The 20,192-nt window shown below is 40.0% G+C and carries 16 protein-coding genes, 2 pseudogenes and 1 riboswitch; of the genes and pseudogenes, 11 read left to right on the plus strand and 7 right to left on the minus strand.

All coding sequences use genetic code 11. The features are described 5' to 3' along the window. Positions 1 to 135: 135 nt before the first annotated feature. Both BN1082_RS15140 and BN1082_RS28245 read right to left on the minus strand, forming a co-directional pair. Complete coding sequence (locus BN1082_RS15140) at positions 136 to 606, minus strand: DinB family protein (RefSeq protein WP_090635425.1); 471 nt, start codon at positions 604 to 606, stop codon at positions 136 to 138. A 418-nt stretch (positions 607 to 1,024) separates the two neighbouring features. Then, positions 1,025 to 1,468: pseudogene (locus BN1082_RS28245) on the minus strand (Tn3 family transposase). Positions 1,469 to 1,550: 82 nt separating this feature from the next. Between BN1082_RS28245 and BN1082_RS15155 the strand changes: the two are divergent. Together BN1082_RS15155 and BN1082_RS15160 are read left to right on the plus strand one after the other, a co-directional pair. Further along, positions 1,551 to 2,744 carry an NAD(P)/FAD-dependent oxidoreductase gene (locus BN1082_RS15155; protein WP_342666654.1) on the plus strand — a complete coding sequence of 398 codons (1,194 nt, stop codon included), beginning with the start codon at positions 1,551 to 1,553 and terminating at the stop codon, positions 2,742 to 2,744. 57 nt (positions 2,745 to 2,801) lie between these two features. Next, positions 2,802 to 3,530: pseudogene (locus BN1082_RS15160) on the plus strand (sigma factor). Between the two features lie 125 nt (positions 3,531 to 3,655). Then, positions 3,656 to 3,743, plus strand: a riboswitch (cyclic di-GMP riboswitch). A 367-nt stretch (positions 3,744 to 4,110) separates the two neighbouring features. Here the strand turns inward: BN1082_RS15160 and BN1082_RS15165 are convergent. Then, the gene (locus BN1082_RS15165; protein WP_090635429.1) at positions 4,111 to 4,503 is read right to left on the minus strand and encodes a thiol-disulfide oxidoreductase DCC family protein; all 393 of its coding nucleotides are present in this window, start codon (positions 4,501 to 4,503) and stop codon (positions 4,111 to 4,113) included. A 122-nt stretch (positions 4,504 to 4,625) separates the two neighbouring features. On the opposite strand from BN1082_RS15165, the gene BN1082_RS15170 reads away from it, so the two are divergent. After that, complete coding sequence (locus BN1082_RS15170) at positions 4,626 to 5,393, plus strand: cobalamin-binding protein (RefSeq protein ID WP_090635430.1); 768 nt, start codon at positions 4,626 to 4,628, stop codon at positions 5,391 to 5,393. Between the two features lie 144 nt (positions 5,394 to 5,537). Here BN1082_RS15170 and BN1082_RS15175 read toward each other — a convergent pair whose 3' ends face one another. The 3 genes from BN1082_RS15175 to BN1082_RS15185 all read right to left on the minus strand — a co-directional run bounded on the left by BN1082_RS15175 (position 5,538) and on the right by BN1082_RS15185 (position 7,755). Continuing rightward, positions 5,538 to 5,777, minus strand: coding sequence for a hypothetical protein (locus BN1082_RS15175; protein WP_090635431.1), 240 nt, complete (start codon positions 5,775 to 5,777; stop codon positions 5,538 to 5,540). Positions 5,778 to 6,101: 324 nt separating this feature from the next. Next, positions 6,102 to 6,392 (minus strand): hypothetical protein, encoded by a 291-nt coding sequence (locus BN1082_RS15180; protein WP_090635432.1) that lies wholly within the window; start codon positions 6,390 to 6,392, stop codon positions 6,102 to 6,104. Positions 6,393 to 6,522: 130 nt separating this feature from the next. Beyond that, the gene (locus BN1082_RS15185; protein ID WP_090635433.1) at positions 6,523 to 7,755 is read right to left on the minus strand and encodes a Zn-dependent hydrolase; all 1,233 of its coding nucleotides are present in this window, start codon (positions 7,753 to 7,755) and stop codon (positions 6,523 to 6,525) included. 559 nt (positions 7,756 to 8,314) lie between these two features. Here BN1082_RS15185 and BN1082_RS15190 point away from each other — a divergent pair. The 8 genes from BN1082_RS15190 to BN1082_RS15225 all read left to right on the plus strand — a co-directional run bounded on the left by BN1082_RS15190 (position 8,315) and on the right by BN1082_RS15225 (position 19,085). Continuing rightward, the gene (locus tag BN1082_RS15190) at positions 8,315 to 9,685 is read left to right on the plus strand and encodes an NAD(P)-dependent oxidoreductase (RefSeq protein WP_090635434.1); all 1,371 of its coding nucleotides are present in this window, start codon (positions 8,315 to 8,317) and stop codon (positions 9,683 to 9,685) included. Between the two features lie 29 nt (positions 9,686 to 9,714). Continuing rightward, the gene (preA, locus tag BN1082_RS15195; RefSeq protein ID WP_090635435.1) at positions 9,715 to 11,001 is read left to right on the plus strand and encodes an NAD-dependent dihydropyrimidine dehydrogenase subunit PreA; all 1,287 of its coding nucleotides are present in this window, start codon (positions 9,715 to 9,717) and stop codon (positions 10,999 to 11,001) included. A gap of 194 nt (positions 11,002 to 11,195) precedes the next feature. Then, a complete protein-coding gene (gene hydA / locus BN1082_RS15200; RefSeq protein ID WP_090635436.1) occupies positions 11,196 to 12,614 on the plus strand; it encodes a dihydropyrimidinase in 1,419 nt (472 codons plus the stop codon). 30 nt (positions 12,615 to 12,644) lie between these two features. Further along, positions 12,645 to 14,117 (plus strand): NCS1 family transporter, encoded by a 1,473-nt coding sequence (locus BN1082_RS15205; protein WP_090635437.1) that lies wholly within the window; start codon positions 12,645 to 12,647, stop codon positions 14,115 to 14,117. Positions 14,118 to 14,145: 28 nt separating this feature from the next. After that, the gene (locus BN1082_RS15210) at positions 14,146 to 14,364 is read left to right on the plus strand and encodes a hypothetical protein (RefSeq protein WP_090635438.1); all 219 of its coding nucleotides are present in this window, start codon (positions 14,146 to 14,148) and stop codon (positions 14,362 to 14,364) included. A gap of 68 nt (positions 14,365 to 14,432) precedes the next feature. Then, entirely contained in the window at positions 14,433 to 16,049 is a 1,617-nt protein-coding gene (locus tag BN1082_RS15215) for a PucR family transcriptional regulator (protein ID WP_090635439.1), read from the plus strand. A 150-nt stretch (positions 16,050 to 16,199) separates the two neighbouring features. After that, positions 16,200 to 17,666 carry a CoA-acylating methylmalonate-semialdehyde dehydrogenase gene (locus BN1082_RS15220; protein ID WP_090635440.1) on the plus strand — a complete coding sequence of 489 codons (1,467 nt, stop codon included), beginning with the start codon at positions 16,200 to 16,202 and terminating at the stop codon, positions 17,664 to 17,666. A 63-nt stretch (positions 17,667 to 17,729) separates the two neighbouring features. Further along, positions 17,730 to 19,085, plus strand: a complete 1,356-nt coding sequence (locus tag BN1082_RS15225; protein ID WP_090635441.1) for an aspartate aminotransferase family protein — start codon at positions 17,730 to 17,732, stop codon at positions 19,083 to 19,085. A gap of 98 nt (positions 19,086 to 19,183) precedes the next feature. Here the strand turns inward: BN1082_RS15225 and BN1082_RS15230 are convergent, their stop codons facing one another. Further along, positions 19,184 to 19,981 carry a tyrosine-protein phosphatase gene (locus BN1082_RS15230; RefSeq protein ID WP_090635442.1) on the minus strand — a complete coding sequence of 266 codons (798 nt, stop codon included), beginning with the start codon at positions 19,979 to 19,981 and terminating at the stop codon, positions 19,184 to 19,186. Between the last annotated feature and the right edge of the window lie 211 nt (positions 19,982 to 20,192).

The following is a 20,192-nucleotide window of genomic DNA, read 5'->3' on the forward strand; positions in this document are numbered from 1 at the left end:
TAATTAGAAAGGATAGCGCATTTTTTGAGTTTATCCTATAAAATAATAATAGATTTGGGTTGCACCCCAGTATACAAAAGAAAAAACCAGTTTTATTAGACTGGTTTTTCTTCCTATCTTAACACTTTGTTAAATTCAATTTTTAACACTTACATGTTCAATTATACGCTTCATTGCTTGAATTTGCCCCGCATGAGCTGCTTCATGCATTAATGTTAAACCTGCAAGCTCTCCAACAGTCTTACACCCTAAGAATGGCGTATCCAAATCTTGATCTAGCTGTTCAGTAGGAATTTGCTTTAAACGAGTTAATTGATCTTTCAACTGTAAAATAAGCTGATCCATAGCAGGTATATCCCCTGTCCAATCAGCTGGTTTTGTGCCGCTTCCAAACAATTCCATATAATTCGTAGGAAGGTGAGTTGTTACATGAGGGAAACCAAACATAGTTTGTTCAGTAATTGTTAAAATATGACCTGTATGCCAATGAATTGTGTTATTAAAACCATCTGGCTGCACATCAGTTTGCTCCTTAGAAATGGACTCTACAACTTTGTTGAAGTATTCTCTTGTCATTTCAAATTGCTTGAATACAAGTCGATCCACCTTTTTCTCCCCTCTCATTAACAAAATCAACCATATTATACCAGTAAAAATTAGAAAAGAAAATAGTTAAAACCATTTTTTATGTAAACTCGTTATTAACTGGGAGGAGGACTAGATCAACAATAGGTAAGGCAACCCTAACGGCTTAAGCCGAGTGTCAGCTATTTTCAATTATATTACAGAAAGAATAGTGTTTTTTTCGTTTTGGGGTTAATGATTTGTCTTAGCTTGATGGGCATGGGTTACAGCTAACATTTTGTAATAATCCTACACTTAGAGATTCAAAATGAAAAAAGTCGATTTTCTCTACGCTAAGAATGAATCCCTCATCCATTCAAACCGATGAGGGATTCATTCTTTAATTCGTTCTCAGTGGTCTGAGATTCGGTAAACTAATCGTTCGATCAAAGTTAAACTTTTATTCTCCTAAGAGATTAATGTGTTGCCATCCTAGTAGAGAAAAGTGACTCAATAGATATTCCGGTAAAGGATTCGTCTGCATCACACACTGAGCTGCCTTGCTGAGATAAATCGTATTCCAGATAGTGATTGCATTGATTAAAATACTGAGTGCACTCGAGTTTTGAAGTTGAGCCATTAAAGTTTGTTCCCGTAATACCCCTCGTTTTCCAAAGAAAATGGCTCTAGCAAGTGAGTTTACCGACTATCCCTTGTTTAGGCCACGATGAATTCGACGCAGAAATGCTGGATCTGAAACATAATGGATGAGGAAAATGGTTCTCTCGATTTTCCTCATTTCTTGTAAGGCTTTCGCAATTTCATTTTTTCGGCTATAGGAATCTAACTTTCCCATGATTAAAGCAGAAGGTACTACTCCTTCCCGGAAAACGGGCTCATGCAAAGTTTCTCATTCGTTCGTTTCCGATGTCACAAATCAGAGCCTTACATCGTTATATATGCAAAACGTAAAAAGGAGCTGAGGAATGATGAAAGACTTGACATGCATAATCATAGGAGGCGGCTATGCAGGGCTTGCCGCACTAAAAGCAATAAAGGAAAAGAACCGTGGCAATGCCAACGGACGGCGGATTCGGCTTGTTCTGTTCGACAAGCAGCCCGGTCATTTGCGCAAATTGAGGTTGTTCCGTCCGACCACTGTCGAGGAAGAGATTATGATTCCCTGGAAGGATTTGGTTTTAGAAGGATTCGAATTCGTGCAAGGTACGGTTACGTCCGTGAATAGTGTAGAAAAACGGATTCGATATATAGATACACAAGGAAATGATGCCCGAATTCACTATGACTTTTTAGTAGTGGCTGTAGGAAGCATCGTTCGGGGACCAGATCCCGATCAGGGCGGCATCGCCTTGACCGACCAACAAGCCGCGGCAGACATCCGGGAGCGCTGGCGTGATAATATGCGGAAGGCTGCTGACGAGACAAACCCTGAGGAACGAAAGCGACTGATGACAATCGTGGTTGCTGGAGCGGGCATCAGTGGCATCGAGACGTCCGCAGATCTGGCAATCGCTATGCGGAAGGAAGCAGCGGTGCTAGGGCTGAATTCGTCTGATACCTCCATCTATTTGCTGAATGCACAGGAACGACTGCTCCCGGAAGGGCCGGAGAAAGTTGGACGGAAGTTAGATCAGGCGCTCAACGAATGTGGAGTTACAATTCTACACAATCGTAAGGCGCTGCGAGAGGAAGCAGGAGTGGTGACGTTGAGCAATGGCGATTGTCTTGCGGTTGGCCTATGTATATGGATGATTGGTCTGATACCGAATCCGGTCCTTCGAGGTATGGGCTTGCCGCTTACTCCTGATGGCCAGGTACTGGTGGATGAATGTTATCGCGTCCAAGGAGCACCGGGCGTATACAGCATTGGCGACTGTACGAGAATCGTCGATCCGAGAACCGGCAAGGCGGATCGAATGACGTGCTTTGAAGCTGGAATGCAGGGGCTACGACTTGGGAAGATCGTGATGGCCGATCTGGAGGACCGTCCCGCGCCGATTCACCAATCGCCCAAATCGAATATGGATTACTTCAACATCGGTCTGGGACAAAACGGTTTTTTTTGGATACGCAAATGGGGACTTGATATGGTCATAACAGGAAAGATTCCAGGGAAAATCAAGAAGCTGGTAGAGGATTACGCCAGTATGCTTCGATAGAAACAAAGAGACCAAGATTACAAGATTTCTAACAGCCCGAAAAAGGAGAGATAGCGAATGGAAGAACTGTACGATCAATATAGAGCGCTGCTGTTCACGCTGGGGCTCTGCGGCAGACGCGGAAGATGCGGTACAGGACGTGTTTTTTAAGGCGTGCGACGTACATCTCGAACGTTTGGAGGAGCCGAAGGCGTATTTGTGCAAAATGGTAACCAATCGCTGCCTCGATCTGCAGAAGTCGGCGCGGAGACGGAGGGAAGTGTACGTCGGTCCGTGGCTCCCCGAACCAATTCGGACGCCGACAGAGCGGGCGGTTTTTGTCCTGCGTGAGGCGCTTGGCTTCGATTATCCCGAAATAGCCGAACTGCTCGGGCAAGAAGCAAGATGGGAATATCCGAGGAGGAAACGGTCCCGGCCGAAGCGGTCGAATTGGAATGGGTTAGCCGGTTCCTCACATCCCTCGAGCAAGGTAACGTCGATCATGTGCTGTCCCTGCTGACCGAAGACGTCATACTCATCAACGACGGAGGCGGAAAAGTAATCGCGGCCACGCGTCCGTTACAAACGCACGATCACGTGGCCCGTCTCCTAGCCGGCGCGTTCGGCTTCATAAAGCCCTATTATCAGGGTAGTCTTCACTTCGAGGTTGCACCACTGAACAGTGATACTGGTATAGTACTCTGTTCGGGGGACGAAACCGTGGCCGCTATATTTATACAACTTCGACACGGAAAGCTTGCTAGAATCTACATCGTACGAAACCCGGATAAACTTACCCGGGTTTAGGTAGTCGACTGCAGATTTTTCCATAATGATAAGGAACCGGAACACTAAGATAAAAGCGTTCCAAGTCCCTTTTAAGGTTAGAATGACGATAAATGAGATGATTCGGTAGCTTGTCCTTGATTCATAACGATAATTAGCAACAAATTGAAAGATTGGGCCGCAAAGCAATGGGTCTAAATCGAGCGATTTCGATATGACAGCCGGGCTGCCGAAATAGGAAAAGTTCACTCAGCAGAAATTTTGGGGTCATGGGCGTACGAAGACTATTTCTTCGTGCGCCCAGCTGATTTTACGTTAACAAATTTAAATTACTTTTTTTGAATAAGAATATAAAACTTAAAAATAGTCAACCACATCTAATAAAAAGTTTAAAAAGGCAATTCTCTTAAGCAGAGGAAACTGGCTTTTTTTACTCATGATTTCTTAGCATAGGATTTTTACGAAATGTTGGGGTACCCCTTGTAAGGAGAAATAAATTTTAAACCACGGGATTGTAGGTGCTCCTTGGAACTAACCAATCGATTTTCTTTGTCGAGATTGGAATAACAGATGTAAATTCGAGTTTTGTTGGGCTTACCCATTATTCCAAAAATCTATTTTTCCATTCCTGGCTGGGGAGCATGCAGCTTTCTGTTTTCCCGAACCAATTATATCGATTCTTTGCAAGAATATCGTAAAAGACGTTACGGATAAATGGTGGGATGATTCGAAAGATTGATAGAATTCTCCACATGCCTTTTAGATGCCAACACACCCTTAGTGCTGCACTTGATTTCACATAGGCCTTTTCATTTTCAATCAACACAAAACTGTTAACGTCAGAAGGCAGACCATACTTTTTGAGAAGCTGCTGACCTGCAAAACCTTGAAGTGATGCAAACGAAAAATAACCATCTCTATCCCGTTTCAAAATAAACTTCACGCTGCCATTGCATAAATTACACATACCATCAAACAAAACAACAGCACTCATCCCATCACCTTCTCCATATTGCCAAAAAAGTATATTTGCACTAAGCTTAACATAAAAACTGGTGTCAGGCACCGTTCGTGTACATTTGTACGCGTGGGGTGGACAGTAGTGGAGGTGGAGTTGTGCGAGTGATTTCTATTTGTCCGAGTAATACTGAAATTATGGAATTTCTTGGATTGAGTCATTTGTTAGTTGGTGTGGATGATTTTTCGGATTGGCCGGAGTCGATTTCTAGTCTCCCCAAGCTTGGACCTGATTTGTCGATAAATTTGGATCTTGTAGAACAATTAAAGCCAGATCTTGTGCTTGCATCGTTAAGTGTACCAGGGATGGAAAAAAACGTTGAGGCGTTGGTAGAACGGGGGATCCCTCATATTGTCCTAAATCCGCAATCACTAGCCGAAATTGAAGAGGATTTGATGAAAACGGCTGAAGCACTTGGTGAAACGGAACGGGGAGTAATGGCCGTACAAACGTTTCGATCCAGGCTTGAACGTGTTAAACAGCAAAGTCAAAGGGTAGGTGATCGGCCGACTCTATACTGGGAGTGGTGGCCAAAACCGATCTTTACCCCAGGTAAAATTAACTGGTTAACGGAAATCTCTGAGGCTGCTGGTGCAATCAATCTTTTTGCTGATGTAGAGTTGGCGAGTGTTCAAACAGATTGGGAGGATGTACTGGAACGTAAACCAGATTATATCTGCTTGGCATGGGTTGGAGTTAGAAGAGAAAAGATACAGACAAGCATAGTGAAAAAACGACCTGGGTTTGAAACATTAAATTTCGATGATGACAGCAGGATCCTTATACTTGAAGAAGAGCTGTACTGTCGGCCGTCACCAAGATTAATAGACGGACTGGAGAAACTTTTTCATCTCCTTCATTCCTAAAAGCCTAACACCTTAAAAAGAAAACACTCAAATTTCGATAAATACGGTGTCAAATAGAGGTTTGGTTATTCGATTCAATAATCCTATTTTAAATGATCAATAAAAAGGCACTCCAATTTAGTTGAAATTGAAGTGCTTTTTGCTTTAATTTGAATTTTGCATCATACTACAGCTAGTATTATCTTTTTTCATTTGTTCAACACAATTCTTATGCTTTTCCTTTAAGTCTTTTTCACTTAAATTAGGAAATTTCTCTTTCATTGCAGGAAGCATTTCTTTAAAATTTCCCATTTTACACGGAAGCTTATCACTTGCAGCCATTACGCCAGTTCCCAATCCAAGAAGTAAGACAACTGTAAAAACACTAGTTAATATTTTTTTCATTTGTATTTCCTCCTCCTTGTAATATCTTCTTGCTATAGATAATATTACTACTACTTTTAAATACCGAATGGGGTAATTGTGACAGATTTAAAAATTATAATTTTTCGAAAATCAATTAATATAAAAGAGATCCGGGAGTCTTGAAATCTATTAATTTGAAAAAATCTTTTACGATCAATGAAATTATTGCTCAATGGATATTCGGATAAAAATGCGATTGGCTTTATTGGGGGAGATAGAAAAAGTTGTCTGACAGTGAATATATATAAAAAACACGACAAGTCGTCATTAGCTAACTTACTTGTCGTGCTTTTTTGCACTTAATTAAATTTCCTGGTCATTTATCGAAATAGCTGTTCCGGTGGATGTATGTTTATTAACCCAGTCAAGTGAAGTTTTAGATACCGCTGTCCAATTGGGGATTTCCGACTGATGCTTTTCAACCCAGCTCATGCAGAACTGTGGATCAAGATTGTATTCTAAGCATTGGGCCAGGAATGATTGGATGGTTGTTTCGTTACAGTTTTCCCATGACCCACATGTATTTTGCCAAACATTTTCCATTTTCGTCTGTAACGAGAGATCATTTATGAAGTTGCTAAATTGGTTTTCCATCGACTGTGCCTCCTTGTTAAAAATTACTTCCTAAGTATTTCCATGAAATAAGTAATTTATTAAAAATATAAAAAAGACGACTCAGAAATCTTTTCTGAATTTTAGAGTCGTCCTTTTAAAATAAAGCTCATTATTTAGCTAATAAAGCCAATACTGTATCTAAAATGACGTTTACTCCTTTTTCACAATCTTCCCAGGTGGTTCGTTCTTCTTCGCAATGGCTCTTTCCATTTATACTTGGAACAAACAGCATGGCAGAAGGGACAAAACTTGCAATAAATTGAGCGTCGTGCCCAGCACCACTAACCATTCTTTTATTGGAATACCCAAGCGTTTTTGCCGATTGTTCTAAAAGACGACAAATTTCAGGTTCGAACCAAACAGTATCACGTTCCCACAGTTTTGTTATTTTTATCTCACAGCCTTCGTCTAATCCTAAATAGGGGAGCCCGTGTATGAAATCCTTTACCGAGCTTACAATCTCCGGATTTTTATGTCGTGCTTCGAGTGTGAAAATTACTTTATTTGGAATGACTGTATGAATACTCGGATAAACGTTAACCCTACCAATGGTAAAGACCAATTCCTGATCAAGGATGCTTAACTTTTTACGTATTTCCGTTATTAAGTTATTGGCTGCAAAAAGGGCATCTTTTCTCATATTCATCGGGGTGGTTCCTGCATGATCCGATTCCCCAGTAATTTCAATCTCATAGCACGCCATTCCTACCACACATTCTACGATACCAATTGAAAGTCCTTCATTTTCTAAAATCGGACCTTGCTCAATATGCATTTCCAAAAAAGCTGAAGCATTATTAAGACGATTCTCAACTTCACCTTCATAGCCAATGTCTTTTAGTGCTTCCTCAAATGTAATTCCCTCAGAGTCAGATTTTTTCATCATGAGAGCTTTTTCAAATTTTCCTGAAAGCACACCTGATGCCATCATCGAAGGCTCAAATCTTGCGCCTTCCTCATTGGTGAAATTAACCAGAGTAATAGGTGTTTTTGGTTTGATTTGATTTTCCACCAATGTTCTAACCACTTCTAATCCAGCCACTACTCCTAATACTCCATCAAATCTTCCGCCTTTTTTGACCGAATCCAAATGGGACCCAATGACAATAGGGGGTCTATTTTCAGACCCTTCAAGGGTGGCATACATACAACCCATATCATCCACTTTGACTATTAAACCGATTTCTTCGCAGCATGTACGAAAGTAATCTCGGGCAAAACAGTCTTCCTTTGATAATGATAACCGAGTAACACCATTGTTTTCCGTTCGTCCAAATTCCGCAAATCGTTCTAGTTCTTTCTTGAGCCTTTCCCCATTAATCAATAACTTTTGTTTTTGCATGATGAATCCTCCTTTTTAATTCTGATAATTAAACGAGATTTACATAATGCAGTTGGTGAACTGTTAATAGATTATTTTATGAGAAAATTCAATCATTTATATTATATAACATCACGTATAGTTTTAATTAGACAAAATATAAAATTTTCCATATGATTTTTTTCATAGTTTGTAAAATAACGAATTTAAAAAGTTTGGAAGAAAAATCGTCGACTCGATTTATTTCTACAAATTTATTACTATCATTGTGTTACATTGTAAAAGTATTCAGAAAAATACCTGATAAAACCTTTGTATATTCTTCTGTCTTTCTTCCATTTTCATTTACAAGATCATCTTGATTGCTTTTTACATTACCAGTTTCCTTTTACATTATGAAAAATCAAATGCTAGCATTATTTTACAGATTGTAAGGTGAAAAGCCTATTAAAGGCTTGTAAAATAAAATAAGATGCAGAATTTTCTGTAAAATTTTAAACAGGGGGTTAATTTGTTTTCTTGGTTAAAGAAAACGCTTTCATAAAAGCGTTAGACGTAAATAAAAAGGAGGGGTTAGCCATTGGCGATTGAAAAGAAGAAACGTATTTCTTTAATCAGCCTAGAAAATAACTTTCAAGAAATCAAACCTGGATTGACAAACCAGGAAGCCATTGAAGAAGCAAATCGCTGTCTCTATTGTTATGATGCACCTTGTATAAATGCCTGTCCTACAGGTATTGATATACCAACCTTTATTAAAAAAATTGCCTCAGAAAACTTACTTGGTTCCGCAAAAACGATAATGACCTCGAATCCAGTAGGAGCAAGCTGTTCAAGAGTTTGCCCTACAGAAGAGCTATGTGAAGGAGCATGCGTCCTCAATTATTCGACAAAACCCATTATGATCGGCAGTCTCCAAAGATTTGCAACTGACTGGGCCATCCAAAATGAACAAACCCTTTTTCAGCCTGGAGAAGCAAATGGACGAACAGTCGCGGTTATTGGCAGTGGTCCTGCTGGGCTGTCAGCTGCCCGTGAGCTTGCCAGATTGGGTTATGAAGTGACCATTTTTGAAGCATCTGAACAAGCCGGCGGATTAAATACGTATGGAATCGTTTCTTTCCGTTTACCTCAAAAGATTTCCTTCTGGGAAGTAGAACAAATCAAAAAAATGAAAGTCAAAATTAGAACCAATACAGTAGTTGGCAAGGATGTATCAGCGAAATATTTGACTGAAAATTTCGATAAAATTGTGTTAGCAGCAGGTATGGGAAGAGTTCCAAACCTTGGAATTCAAGGAGAAGATTTATCTGGAGTCTATGATGCGATTGAATTTGTGAAGGCAACAAAAAACGGGGCGTTATCAAAAGACTTTGTCGGCAAACGGGTTGTCGTGATTGGTGCCGGGAATACAGCGATTGATGGAGCTACATGTTCCGTTCGCTTAGGTGCTGAAAATGTAAAGATTTTATACCGAAGAACAGAAGAAGAGATGACGGCATATGACTTCGAATATGAATTTGCTAAACAGGATGGTGTCGAGTTTCGCTGGTTAACAGCACCAATTAGAATTATTGGCGATGATCAAGGACAAGTAACAGGAATTGAGTGCATCAAAATGGAACTGGGTGAACCTGAAAAGGATGGACGGAGAAAACCGATTCCAACAGAAGGATCCGAGTTCGTGCTCCCGGTTGATGCAGTCGTCAAAGCAATCGGACAAGAAAGGCATATGGAATTGATTCAGTCATTAGGTCTCCATCATGAAGGTGGTGTCGTTAAAGTAGATCAGGAGACACTACAAACGTCCAATCCAAACATTTTTGCTTGCGGGGATATTATTTTTGGCAAAGGTTTGGGTGAAGCCATGGTCGTTACCGCTGCCCAACAAGGTAAAGAAGTAGCTTATGCCATTCATAAGCACTTTAGTGCAGTAGGGACAGCCAACTAATTTGCAAAAAAATAGAAAGGGGTAAACCGATGGCTGATTTATCTATTAATCTTGCAGGGATCAAGTCTCCTAATCCATTTTGGCTGGCATCAGCACCACCTACCAACTCAGGCTATCAAGTTCAAAGAGCCTTTGAAGCCGGTTGGGGTGGAGCAGTATGGAAAACATTAGGTGACCCGATTTTGAATGTTTCATCGAGATTTGCAGCGATAAACTTTAACGGAAAAAGAGTCGCTGGTTTTAATAATATTGAGCTTATTACAGACAGGCCCCTCGAAGTTAATTTAAAGGAAATCTATGAAACGAAAAAGCGATTTCCTAACCATACCATTGTTGCATCTTTAATGGTCGAACCGAAACAAGAAAAGTGGCATGAAATCGTTAAGCGGGTTGAGGATGTCGGAGTTGATGGTCTCGAATTAAACTTCGGCTGTCCACACGGAATGGCGGAACGGGGGATGGGGTCAGCTTCAGGTCAGGTTCCTTCCTTAGTGGAACGTCAGACATACTGGGCAAAAGAAGCAGCGCAAACTCCTGTTATTGTCAAATTAACACCGAACATAACTGATATTACCGCAACGGCTGAAGCAGCATGCAAAGGCGGAGCCGATGCCATTAGTATGATCAATACGATTAATAGCTTAATGGGTGTGGACCTCGATACATGGAATACAATCCCGCATGTAGCCGGAAAAGGAGCACACGGCGGCTATTGTGGACCAGCGGTTAAGCCGATTGCCTTAAATATGGTAGCGGAATGTGCAAGACATCCCCATATCAATGTTCCGATTTCGGGAATTGGCGGTATCTCCAATTGGAAGGATGCTGTTGAATTTATGCTCATGGGAGCAACTGGTGTCCAAGTTTGTACAGCTGCCATGCACCACGGATTCCGGATCGTCGAGGACATGATTGATGGCCTCAGCAACTACTTAGATCAAAAAGGAATTACAGCTGTTTCTGAAATAATCGGGAAATCTGTTCCAAAATACTCGGATTGGGGTAATTTGGATCTTAACTTCAATATTGTAGCAAGAATTAATACAGATGTTTGTATTAACTGCAATAAATGCCATATTGCCTGCGAAGATACATCCCATCAATGTATTGATATGCTTACGGATTCAAATGGAAAAAGCTATCTCAAAGTAAGAGAAGAAGACTGTGTCGGCTGTAATTTATGCTCGATTGTTTGTCCTGTTGACGGAGCGATCGACATGATTGAAGTCCCAAGCGAGCTTGCGCCAATGACATGGAATGAACGCCAGACGGCTTTATCATTGGCAACCTGTGAGGTAGATGTTAAAAGTAATTGATTGAAAAGCTTGGTTCGTCATTGATTCGCTGATAGAACCGTTCAATTCGCTAATAGATTTTGTAAAAACAATTTTCTGCCCTATTTACGGTGTAATTTTACACAAAAATTCAATTTGAAAGTCTTATTTGTTCGAAAACAGCCAAATTCTTATTTTAAAAATGGAGTTTGTAATCAAATAGGAGGGAAAAACAAATGAAAAAAATAATTAAAAATGGCACGATTGTCAATGCTGCAGATACCTATCAAGCAGAAATTTTAATTGAAGATGGAAAAATCACGCAAATTGGTTCTAACCTCTCAGCCATTGGGGCGGAGGTCATTGATGCCAAGGGCTGCCTTATTTTCCCCGGAGGAATTGACCCGCACACACACTTAGATATGCCTTTTGGAGGGACGGTTACAAAAGATGATTTTGAATCGGGAACTATCGCCGCAGCGTTCGGCGGAACGACAACCGTGATTGATTTTTGCTTAACCAATAAGGGCGAGCCACTGAAAAATGCCATTCAAACTTGGCATGATAAATCCAAAGATAAAGCTGTGATTGACTATGGATTTCACTTAATGATCTCTGAAATCAACGAAAATGTACTAAACGAGCTTCCGCAAGTGATTAATGAAGAAGGAATTACATCATTTAAAGTATTTATGGCTTATAAAAATGTATTTCAAGCTGATGATGAAACCTTGTTCCGCACGCTTATTTCTGCAAAAGAACATGGTGGTTTAGTAATGGTCCATGCCGAGAATGGCGATGTGATTGATTATTTAACGAAAAAAGCGATTGAGGAAGGGAAAACAGATCCGATTTATCATGCCTTAACAAGACCTCCTGAATTGGAAGGGGAAGCAACAGGAAGAGCAGCTAAACTAGCTGGTCTGGCAAATTCACAATTATATGTCGTCCATGTAACATGTGCAGAAGCAGTTGAAAAAATTGCCGAGGCACGGAGTAAAGGGTTTGATGTCTGGGGAGAAACTTGCCCACAATATCTAGTACTTGATCAAAGCTATTTGGAAAAACCGAATTTCGAAGGTGCCAAATATGTTTGGTCACCACCGCTACGAGAAAAGTGGAACCAGGAAGTCCTTTGGAATGCCTTGAAGAGTGGACAATTGCAAACCATTGGATCCGATCAATGCTCCTTTGATTTTAATGGTCAAAAGGATTTAGGAAGGGATGATTTTACGAAAATCCCAAACGGCGGTCCCATTATTGAAGATCGTTTATCGATTTTATTCTCAGAGGGTGTGAAAAAAGGGCGCATTAGTCTCAACCAGTTTGTTGATATAACCTCTACTCGAATTGCCAAGTTGTTTGGTTTATTCCCTAAAAAAGGGACCATTTCCATTGGAGCAGATGCAGATCTTGTCATTTTTGACCCGAATGTCGAGCGTGTAATTTCAGCGGAAACCCATCATATGGCCGTAGATTACAATGCGTTTGAAGGAATGAAAGTAACAGGCGAGCCGGTCTCTGTTCTTTTGCGTGGTGAATTTATCATCCGTGAAAAGCAATTTGTCGGCAAACCTGGTTCAGGTCAATATTTGAAAAGGGCAAAATATAGCACCAATACCCCGTTAAATGAAAGTGAAACATTATCCATTTAGCCTTAAAGAGCTGATAAAAGGAGTGTTCACATGAAAAAAAGTTATTTAAAATCCCCAGATTTGCTGCCCATCCGACAAAAGGACAGGAAAATTACAAAATTAGGTTACTCCTTCATGTGGGTGGGGATGGTGGTTGTTCTTGCAACTTTTGCGATTGGCGGTGCAGGAGTCATCAGTCTTTCTCTACCTTGGGTAATTCTTGCAACCATGATCGGAAGTCTTGCCATTGGGTTTTTTATTTCCTTAATCGCCGATATTGGGATTGAACATGGCTTGTCATTCCCCGTCTATATGAGAGCGCCATTTGGAACAATCGGCACCCATATCCCATCCATAACCCGTGGCCTTGCAGCTTCAATGTGGTTTGGAATTAACACCTATTTTGGCGCGACTGCCATGAATGGCATCTTAACAATATTATTTGGATTTGATAATTGGTTTGTTTGCTTTCTTATTTTTGCCATATTTCAATTGGTGAACACGGCAATGGGCATTAAGTCGATTGAGAGATTCGCCGATTTAGCAGCGCCTATTATTCTTTTAATCTCAATCTGGATGTATATATCCTTATCAGGAACCGCAACTACAGCAGGAAGAGACGTTTGGGGATGGGCGGAAAAGCCTGTTAGCGGCAGTGCAGCATTTTCAGCATTTTTAGTCGTTATCTTTAGCAATATGGGTTTCTGGGCTACTTTAAGTGCCGATATCCCTTCTATTTCCCGTTTTATCAAGGCACCGGTCAATGAAAAGAACTGGTTTAAACGAAACAAGGGCTCGTTGATTGGAAATCTAATCGCTATGCCGCTGACACAGACATTTATGATCATTATTGGCGCTGTTTCTTATATTGCGGTTTTAAACTATGATCCTGTGGTTGCACTACAAAAAGCTGCTAGCGGTATCATCCTGGCAATCTTACTATTAATGGTTGTCCTTGCCCAGTGGTCAACAAATACGGCAGCAAATGTCGTTCCTGCTGCTACGATTTTCTCGAATGTGGGCGGACCAAGGTTTCCATTTTGGGCAGGTGTCATCACAGCAGGGATCGTCGGGACTATCGTTCAACCATGGACATTGTTTGGCGTAATCATTCCCATCCTTCTTTTTGTTGGCGGGATTTTATCAGCGATTGTCGGCATCTTGTTTGCAGATTATTACCTAATAAGAAAAAGACGGGTAAACGTACCAGAATTATATGAAGATCACGGTCAGTATAAATATCTCGGGGGAGTCAACCTGGCCGGCTTTATTGCTTGGATCTTGGGTGCCGTGGCATCATACTTTGTTCCAAATTACGGTTTTTTGGTTGGATTCGTTGTCGGTGCCGGCATCTATTATGTGCTCGCAAAATATTGGTGGTTTAAAAAATATCGACAAGCGGAAATCGAGGATCCAAATGATGAGAAATATTTAGGAATTTCAGTTGGCCGTGATTGGGTAATAGATGATAAAGGATTGGAATCGGTGTTCGAGGAAATTCCCAATAATGTGGATCTATATTGATACAAAGAGCATAGTTTGGAGGGATTACATGTCTGACTACCAACAATTTTTAGGTGAAAGGGACAAAATCGATTTTCTCATTCAGAAGGGATTTCGGATAAAAGCCGTAACGGAACATCTCAATGGTTCTTCAGTTGATTTTTACGATCCGAATGGAAATGTTACGGAAACACTTCATATTGGAACAGCCAACGCGAGAAAATATTTTTCTAGTTTATTAATGAAACAGAATCAAGGGATTTTGTAATGAATAAAAAAGGATTGGTTTACCGAGCCAATCCTTTTTTGGAAAAATAGCTTAAGGAGACCCAAAAGATGAAAGAGCATTTTCAATTAACCGTTTCAGATATATTAAAACGAAAGCACTTTGAACATGCAGTGGTGTTAGCAGGGGAGGATGGTCTCCAACGCATCGTTAAATGGGTTCATGTCATGGAAGTCACGAGTATTCGAAACCTATTAAATGGTCACGAGCTTATTTTATCAACAGGTCTGGCCTCGAAAGTTAAAGAAGAATTATTTGTCTCGATGGTTAAGGAGCTAATTGAGCACAATGCGGCTGGTTTATGTATTGAAATGGGAACGTATTTGTCGGATATTCCTCCTGAGGTCATTGACGTTGCAAAAGAGCACCAATTTCCTATCATCGTTTTTCAAAAAGAAGTTCCGTTTGTTGAAATTACACAGGACATTCACTCCATCATTATTAATCAGCAATACCTAAAAATATCAGATTTAGAGAATTACTCTCAAACCCTAAATAAGCGTCTATTAACCATTGAAACCTATGAGGATATTCTGCAGTTTATTTTTTCAAGTCTTGATGTTCAAATCATTTTTCGTTTAAAAAATCAGGATTTTGAATTTGTTCCTCAAATTCACCAAAATGAACAATTGGCCATTATCAGTCAGCTTCTCGAGGCAAAAAACCAGCAAAATCATCACTTTGCTTTTTCTCCAATTTTCCTATTCGGCCAAGAATACGCAGAATTAGCTATTTTTTCTAAGGATATTCCAATTAGTGAATTCGATTTGCTCATCTTAGACAGAACGGCGACTGCATTAGCCCAGCATTTATTAAGAGATATGTATGTAGAAGAGAAAAAGCGAGCCGAAGAATTTGAGTGGCTACATGGATGGCTTGAGGGCGACCATTCGCCTGACATCATTCAAGAATATTTAATGGAAAATGGAATAAAAACAAAAACGAAAGATGCAATCGTCGTTGTCGCAAAATTTTTTCCATTAAAAGATAAATTATCTCAGGATGTTACGTACTTAAAATTATTATTTCGTTCTGTTTTTGAACAAAACGGCTTTACGGTGTTTACTATTGAAAAAAGAAACGAATTTACCTTCATTCTATTAAATAATCGAACGAAAAAGAATCTAAAGGATCGAATAAAAAATGCAATAGTTTCGATTATGGAAACAGAATTTATCCGAAAAAAAAGCTCTGTTAAGATTTGTATTGCTGCAGGTAAATTTATTGAAAACCTGAATGAGGTACATAAGAGTTATCAAACAGCAAAAGAAACACTTCGTATTCAGCAAAAAATGACAAAAGGAGAAATCAATTATTTTTATGAAGATTTACATCTTTTCCGACTCATCTCACAAATGAGTGATCATATAAATCTTCAAGAGCTGGCATCTGAATATTTACAGCCTGTCCTGCAATATGATCAAAAATACAATGGCAAGCTATTAGAAACATTAAAAACCTATTTAGAGTGTAACGGCTCAAAACAAGAAACTTCCAATAAGCTTTATATTGTTAGGCAAACTTTATATCATCGACTGCAAAAGATAGAAAACCTGTTGGGGGAGGATTTCATGAAGCACGAAAAGCGGGTCGCCATTGAATTCATGTTGCTGGTGTTTGATTATTTTTCCGCTGCTGATCCCCAAAAGCTTAATCAAATACTTTGATTCAGCAAAAATGGCATCATGGATGTAAAAAAATAAACATAGTGTTCAAATCGTGGAAGAAATCGTTGCTTCTTTTTTACATTGTGTATAATGAAAGCCCTTTGTTTATACGAGATAATGAAAGTACAAATCTAGCAAGGAGGGAAATATATGAGCGTAACAAAAAATGATACTGCTGTTTTAAAAAATTTTATTAACGGTGAATGGGTGAATTCAACAAGCGAGCAAACACTTGATGTTCCAAATCCAGCTACAAATGAATTATTGGCAAAGGTCCCCGTATCAACTAAAGAGGACGTGGATTTGGCCGTTTCCGCAGCTAAAGAGGCCTTCAAGAAGTGGAGTAAGGTTCCAGTTCCGAAGAGAGCGCGAATTCTTTTTAAATTTCACACCCTGTTAACAGAACATCATGAAGAATTGGCAAAATTGATTGTTCTCGAAAATGGTAAGGCTTACAAGGAAGCTTATGGGGAGGTACAGCGTGGTATTGAATGTGTGGAATTCGCATCAGGTGCTCCAACACTTATGATGGGAGAAACCTTATCCGGAATCGCAGAAGAAATTGATTCTGAAATGTTTCGTTACCCAATCGGAGTTGTCGGTGGGATTACACCGTTTAATTTTCCGATGATGGTACCGTGTTGGATGTTCCCGCTGGCAATTGCATGTGGTAACACCTTCGTGTTAAAGCCGTCTGAGCGCACACCGATGTTAGCTAGTAAGCTAGCAGAATTGTTTACTGAAGCAGGAGCACCTCGAGGTGTCTTAAATGTAGTCCATGGTGCCCATGATGTTGTCAATGGTCTGCTTGTGCATAAAGATATTGCTGCGATTTCTTTTGTAGGTTCACAGCCGGTAGCCAAGTATGTATATGAACGAGCTGCCGCTGAAGGCAAGCGAGTTCAAGCACTTTCTGGGGCGAAAAATCATCATATTGTCATGCCTGATGCTCATCTGGAAAGATCTGTTCAACAAATTATCAGCTCAACCTTCGGAAGTGCAGGACAACGCTGTATGGCATGCAGTGCGGTTGTAGTTGTAGGTGATAATCAGCCATTCATTGAAGCCTTAAAGAATAAAGCGGATGAGTTAATTATTGGCAATGGAATGGATGATGAAGTGCAATTAACACCAGTCATCCGCAAAGAGCACCGCGAAAAAGTTCTTGGCTATATCGAAAAGGGATTGAAGGAAGGTGCCGAACTGATCCGGGACGGCCGCAAGGAAATGAATGATTTTTCAGAAGGAAATTTCTTAGGTCCAACCATTTTCGATCACGTTACTCCAGAAATGACGATTGCGAGAGAAGAAATCTTTGCACCTGTATTAAGCCTTCTTCGCGCAAATAATTTAGATGAAGGATTGGAATATATTCGTCAATCCAGATATGGTAATGGAGCAACCATTTATACGAATGATGCGAAAGCAGCCCGCAAATTCCGAGAAGAAGCTGATGCCGGCATGCTTGGTATTAATGTAGGAGTTCCCGCTACCATGGCATTTTTCCCATTCTCCGGCTGGAAGGATTCGTTTTACGGAGACCTGCACGTAAACGGCAAAGATGGTGTAAACTTTTATACTCGCAAAAAAATGATTACGTCTAGATTTGATGGATAGGAATGCTCCTGCGCCAGTGAAAACTTGTTTCGATGATAATAAATGATTTGGAGGGAAGAATCTATGGTTCAAACGAGCAGCTCACATGACCAATTACTGAAAAAGGATGAACAATATGTATGGCATTCGATGAAGCCTTTTAACCCCAAAGCCACCATTGTTGCGGCAAAGGCTGAGGGTGCTTGGGTTACAGATACCGATGGGAAAAGATATTTAGATGCGATGGCGGGCCTATGGTGTGTTAACGCAGGTTACGGTAGAACGGAGCTTGCTGAAGCAGCATATGAACAATTGAAGGAATTGGCCTACTTCCCAATGTCACAAAGTCATGCTCCTGCTATTAAACTTGCTGAAAAGTTAAATGAACTGCTTGACGATGAATATGTCATCTTTTTTTCAAACAGTGGATCAGAGGCAAATGAAACCGCCTTTAAAATAGCCCGTCAATACCACCAGCAAAAGGGTGAATATAATCGCTACAAAATTGTTTCCCGATATCGTGGCTATCACGGTAGCTCAATGGGTGCCTTGGCTGCAACGGGGCAAGCGCAAAGAAAATTTAAATACGAGCCGCTTGCGCCTGGATTTATCCATGTTTCCCCTCCTGATTCTTACCGAGATGATTGCGATGTTACTAATCCTAGAGAACTTAGTTCCATAAAGGAAATTGATCGGACGATGACGTGGGAGTTAAGCGAAACTATTGCTGCCTTGATTATGGAACCAATCATAACAGGCGGTGGTGTGCTGATGCCTCCTGATGGCTATATGAAGGCGGCAAAAGAGGTATGTGAAAAACATGGGGCATTGCTCATTGCGGATGAAGTTATTTGTGGCTTTGGACGTACAGGGAAACCATTTGGCTTTATGAATTACGGGATAAAGCCCGATATCATTACGATGGCCAAAGGGATCACAAGCGGTTATTTACCGCTCTCTGCTACAGCTGTAAGAAAGGAAATCTATGAAGCTTTTAAAGGCACAGAGGAATACGATTATTTTCGTCATGTGAATACATTTGGAGGAAATCCGGCTGCTTGTGCACTAGCGTTAAAAAACCTTGAAATCATGGAAGAGGAAAAATTGTTTGATCGTTCACGTGATTTAGGTGACCAAGTACGATTACAGTTATCCGACCTTTTGGAGCAGCACGCATACGTAGGCGATGTCCGTGGAAAAGGGCTGCTGATTGGAATCGAACTAGTGAAGGATAAGAAAACAAAGGAGCCTTTGGCTGAAGGATTAGTAAACCAAGTAATTGCTGAATGCAAGCAGAGTGGATTACTGATAGGAAAAAATGGTGCAACAGTAGCAGGTTTCAATAATGTTTTAACATTATCTCCTCCATTGAATATCAAACAAGCTGACATGGAATTTATCGTAAAGACAGTAACGGAGGCTCTATATAAGATAGTTTAATAAATTATACTTTAAAAGCGACGGGAAAACCGTCGCTTTTTTCATCTTCTGTGAAATGTAATGAATACTAATGTGATTTTATCTAGACGTACCTTACCTTATTCTAGGCAAAAGCTTTGTAATGCCTGTCGTTTTTCCTTGGTTAAACCGAACTCATGGGCGAAGTACGCATCAATGTTTCCATACGTATTTGTAATAGACTGGAATGCGGTCTCTAAAAACTCTTCCTTTATTCCAATTATATTTTCTATGATTTGAAGACCTCTGTCATCAAAATGCGCTGAAATTTGCTGAAAGACCTTTTCAGTAAACTCTTTCATCGTTTCTTTTGTCAATAAATAATCTTCCATAACCGTATTTTTCGGAACCCCAAGCGCCGATAAAATCAGAGCAGCACCAACGCCCGTACGGTCCTTTCCGAAGGTACAATGATGTAATAATCCCAAATTATTTGGGTCTTGGATAATTTGCATCAATCGTTTGTAAGCTGGATTGTTTAGTGGCAATTTGGAATATAACTCTGTCATATAATCTAAGCTAAGATTCTTGAAGAAATTACTTCTTGCCATTTCTTCAAACGTGTCAAATTGATTGTTTTGCTCGATTGTCTGGATTCGTTCATATGTCACATTTGAAAGGATTGGGTCGGGATTCTTTTGTGCTTCCGATTCATCTCGATAATCAATAATATATTTAATGTTTAATGTTTTAAAGAAATTCATATCTTCATCTGTTAAACCAGTTAGACCGTCTGAACGGAAAAAAAGTCCAAACTTTACTGTACGGCCATCAGATGTTTTATAGCCGCCCATGTCACGAAAGTTATTTGCTCCAATAAAAGGGACTACTCGGTTTGTAGGATATGTTGCATAACGATTTGCTGTTGAAATTTCCATTTAAATAAACACCTCTTCTAATTGTAATGTGGAACACTTGCTTATAGTAGAGTTGTATGTAAACATCCTCTTATTATCGCAAGTTGTATACAAGTAGAATACTACCAAATTGTAAAAAAAACATTAATGTTTTTTTAAATTCTTGTAACTTTCGATTTTTAGTATTTGGCATTTTGTATCCGAAAAGGGTGCACAGGATGATATGTTCTAG

The sequence above is a fragment of the Neobacillus massiliamazoniensis genome, assembly GCF_001048695.1.
GTDB classification, from domain to species: domain Bacteria; phylum Bacillota; class Bacilli; order Bacillales; family Cytobacillaceae; genus Neobacillus; species Neobacillus massiliamazoniensis.

What these genes read in the sequence shown, in the direction of transcription:
- BN1082_RS15165 (WP_090635429.1), bottom strand. Translation starts at nt 4,503, where the DNA reads ATGAGTGCTGTTGTTTTGTTTGATGGTATGTGTAATTTATGCAATGGC.
- hydA (WP_090635436.1), top strand. Translation starts at nt 11,196, where the DNA reads ATGAAAAAAATAATTAAAAATGGCACGATTGTCAATGCTGCAGATACC.
- BN1082_RS15205 (WP_090635437.1), top strand. Translation starts at nt 12,645, where the DNA reads ATGAAAAAAAGTTATTTAAAATCCCCAGATTTGCTGCCCATCCGACAA.
- BN1082_RS15185 (WP_090635433.1), bottom strand. Translation starts at nt 7,755, where the DNA reads ATGCAAAAACAAAAGTTATTGATTAATGGGGAAAGGCTCAAGAAAGAA.
- BN1082_RS15210 (WP_090635438.1), top strand. Translation starts at nt 14,146, where the DNA reads ATGTCTGACTACCAACAATTTTTAGGTGAAAGGGACAAAATCGATTTT.
- BN1082_RS15220 (WP_090635440.1), top strand. Translation starts at nt 16,200, where the DNA reads ATGAGCGTAACAAAAAATGATACTGCTGTTTTAAAAAATTTTATTAAC.
- BN1082_RS15155 (WP_342666654.1), top strand. Translation starts at nt 1,551, where the DNA reads ATGATGAAAGACTTGACATGCATAATCATAGGAGGCGGCTATGCAGGG.
- BN1082_RS15175 (WP_090635431.1), bottom strand. Translation starts at nt 5,777, where the DNA reads ATGAAAAAAATATTAACTAGTGTTTTTACAGTTGTCTTACTTCTTGGA.
- preA (WP_090635435.1), top strand. Translation starts at nt 9,715, where the DNA reads ATGGCTGATTTATCTATTAATCTTGCAGGGATCAAGTCTCCTAATCCA.
- BN1082_RS15230 (WP_090635442.1), bottom strand. Translation starts at nt 19,981, where the DNA reads ATGGAAATTTCAACAGCAAATCGTTATGCAACATATCCTACAAACCGA.
- BN1082_RS15180 (WP_090635432.1), bottom strand. Translation starts at nt 6,392, where the DNA reads ATGGAAAACCAATTTAGCAACTTCATAAATGATCTCTCGTTACAGACG.
- BN1082_RS15215 (WP_090635439.1), top strand. Translation starts at nt 14,433, where the DNA reads ATGAAAGAGCATTTTCAATTAACCGTTTCAGATATATTAAAACGAAAG.
- BN1082_RS15225 (WP_090635441.1), top strand. Translation starts at nt 17,730, where the DNA reads ATGGTTCAAACGAGCAGCTCACATGACCAATTACTGAAAAAGGATGAA.